The sequence below is a fragment of the Shewanella sp. genome (genome assembly GCF_051658185.1).
GTDB lineage: Bacteria > Pseudomonadota > Gammaproteobacteria > Enterobacterales > Shewanellaceae > Shewanella.
This window is the reverse complement of sequence record NZ_JBOFMC010000120.1, coordinates 1-2,976: the sequence shown is the minus strand read 5'-3', so window position 1 is coordinate 2,976 and position 2,976 is coordinate 1. Positions and strand designations below refer to the sequence as shown.

Here is a 2,976-nt window from a genome sequence, read left to right as displayed (position 1 = left end):
ATTGCTGTCAATTACCGGGCAGTTTGACCAACTTACGGCGTGTGCTCAGTCGGTGTTTGGCAATCAATTTGGCCTTACCGAACCACTCATCTGCAGGGCTAAGTTGTATAATGATATCGTTACCCAAATAAGTAAGGCCGCAACAGCGGCCTTACTTATTTAAGGGGATTAGTTAAGGGGATTGCGAGGGGATTATTTCACTCGCATACCAGGCTGTGCGCCTTCATGGGGTTCTAAAATCCACAAATCGCTGCCACCAGGGCCAGCGGCTAATACCATGCCTTCTGACATGCCAAAACGCATCTTACGAGGTGCAAGGTTGGCGACCATTACGGTCAGCTTGCCTTCAAGATCTTCTGGCGAGTAGGCTGATTTGATGCCTGCAAACACCTGACGGGTTTCGCCGCCGATATCCAATTGCAGTTTTAACAGTTTATCGGCTTCGGCTACATGTTCAGCCTTCACAATGCGGGCGATACGCAGATCGATTTTAGCGAAATCGTCATAACTGATGGTGTCGCTGATGGGGTCGCTCGCCAGTGGACCTTTAGGTGCTGCTGGCTCACTCGTGGCTTGTAGATTTTCTTTAGAATCATCAACCATAGCGTTAACTTTATCCAATTCAACCCGTTGCATCATGGCTTTAAATGGCGCAATTTCATGGCCTGCCATATCTTGGCTTAAGCTATCCCAGGTTAACGTCAGTTGGAAGAAGGCTTCAACGTCCTGCGCTAAACGTGGCAACACCGGTTTTAAGTACGTGACCAGAATACGGAACAGATTCAAGGCGTTTGAACACACTTGGTGCGCCGCTTCCTGTTGATCATCCTGTTTCACCATTTGCCAAGGTGCCGCATCGGCCACAAAGCCGTTGGCGATGTCCGCCAGCGCCATGATTTCACGCATCGCTTTACCGTATTCACGGGTTTCATAAAACTCGGCGATGTGTTCTTGCTTGGCTAAAAACGCGTCGGTCAGGGTGGTGTCGGTAATTTTCGCCAGCTTGCCATCAAACCGTTTAGTGATAAAACCTGCGGTGCGAGACGCTAAGTTAACCAGCTTACCGACCAGATCTGAGTTCACGCGCTGGGCGAAATCTTCAAGATTTAAGTCTAAATCGTCGATACGGCTACTGAGTTTAGCCGCGTAGTAGTAACGTAAGTATTCAGGATCTAAGTGATCTAAATAAGTGCGTGCCTTGATAAAAGTGCCTTTTGATTTAGACATCTTCGCGCCATTGACGGTGACATAGCCGTGAGCGTAGACGCTGTTGGGCTGGCGATAACCCGAACCATAAAGCATGGCTGGCCAAAACAGGCTGTGGAAGTAAACGATGTCTTTACCGATAAAGTGATAAACCTCGGCCTTAGAATCCTTCGCCCAAAATTCGTCAAAGCTTAACTCAGGGCGTTTGTCACACAGATTTTTAAATGAGCCCATGTAGCCGATAGGCGCATCTAACCACACGTAGAAGTATTTGCCCGGTGCATCAGGGATCTCAAAGCCAAAGTAAGGTGCATCACGGGTGATGTCCCACTGCTGCAGGCCTTGCTCGAACCATTCGTCGAGTTTGTTGGCCATTTCGGTTTGCAGTGCACCAGAGCGAGTCCACTCTTTGAGCATCTCTTCGAAGGCGGGTAAGTCGAAGAAAAAGTGCTCAGTGTCTTTCATCACAGGCGTCGCGCCAGAGACGGCCGATTTAGGGTTAATCAGCTCAGTTGGGCTGTAGGTCGCGCCGCAGGCATCACAGTTATCGCCATATTGATCGGGCGATTTACACTTAGGGCAGGTGCCTTTGACAAAGCGGTCTGGCAGGAACATGGACTTTTCAGGATCGAATAACTGCGAAATGCTCTTGCTCTTGATATAGCCATTCGCCCGCAATTTTAAATAAATATCGCTCGCAAGGGCGCGGTTTTCTTCACTGTGGGTGCTGTGATAGTTATCGAAGGCGATATTAAAATCGGCGAAATCCTGCTGATGCTCTTGGTTGACTTGAGCAATCATCTCTTCAGGCGCCATGCCTAATTGCTGGGCTTTGAGCATGATCGGCGTGCCGTGGGCGTCATCGGCACAAATATAGTGACACTCGTGTCCACGAAGTTTTTGGTAACGCGACCAGATGTCCGTCTGAATGTATTCCAGCATGTGACCTAAATGAATCGGTCCGTTCGCATAGGGGAGTGCGCTGGTCACGAGAATTTTACGTTGTGAAGTTGCCATCTTGTCTCAAATATCGTGGTGGGCCAAAAATATAGCTAAAGATACTAACCGATTGCCGGAGAATTTTCATCAAAACCTGAGCTAATTGAGCTAAATCTGCGCTAATGTTTTCGTCATTATCTGGTACACTTGGGCAAATTTATTGGTGGGGGGTAGTTCTTTTGTCTTCAACTCAGATGGATTATCGTTTAAATGACGATCTTCTCGGGCCCGTGCTGGCCATTCTCGATGCATATATCGACCCGTATTTAGCAACCGGGTTAGTGAGCGCCGGATGCGTGACTAAATTAGCATTAGACGGTAAACGTTTGCAGCTTGGCTTGGTCTATCCATACCCTTGCATGAGCCAATACCGCGATACAGTGATGGCGCTGACCAACAAACTCGCTGTGCTGGATGCGATTGATGAGGTGGAGTGCGAGATTGACTTCCAACCCAAAGTCTATTCAGCCATTGCGTCTATCGCGCCCATTGCCAATGTCAAGCAAGTGATTGCTGTGGCGTCCGGTAAGGGCGGTGTGGGCAAATCCACGACAGCGGTCAACCTCGCTTTGGCCTTGGCTGCTGAAGGCGCGCAGGTCGGGATTTTAGATGCTGATATTTATGGTCCGTCCGTCCCATTAATGCTGGGGATCCCTAACTTCAGACCCGTGTCACCCGATGGCAAACATATGACCGCGGCCAGTGCCCATGGGATTGCTGCACAATCGATTGGTTTTATGTTAAGTGGTGATGAAGCCGCCGTATGGCGCG

2 protein-coding genes are annotated in these 2,976 nt (G+C 49.2%); one reads left to right on the top strand and one right to left on the bottom strand.

The annotated features are described in order from the left end of the window. Nucleotides 1-192: 192 nt before the first annotated feature. Complete coding sequence (gene metG, locus ACRCZA_RS05115) at nucleotides 193-2,223, bottom strand: methionine--tRNA ligase (RefSeq protein WP_438673388.1); 2,031 nt, start codon at nucleotides 2,221-2,223, stop codon at nucleotides 193-195. A gap of 161 nt (nucleotides 2,224-2,384) precedes the next feature. Between metG and ACRCZA_RS05110 the strand changes: the two genes are divergently transcribed. Further along, nucleotides 2,385-2,976, top strand: a 592-nt coding sequence (locus ACRCZA_RS05110) for a P-loop NTPase (protein ID WP_438673387.1), incomplete at its 3' end; no start/stop codon positions are given.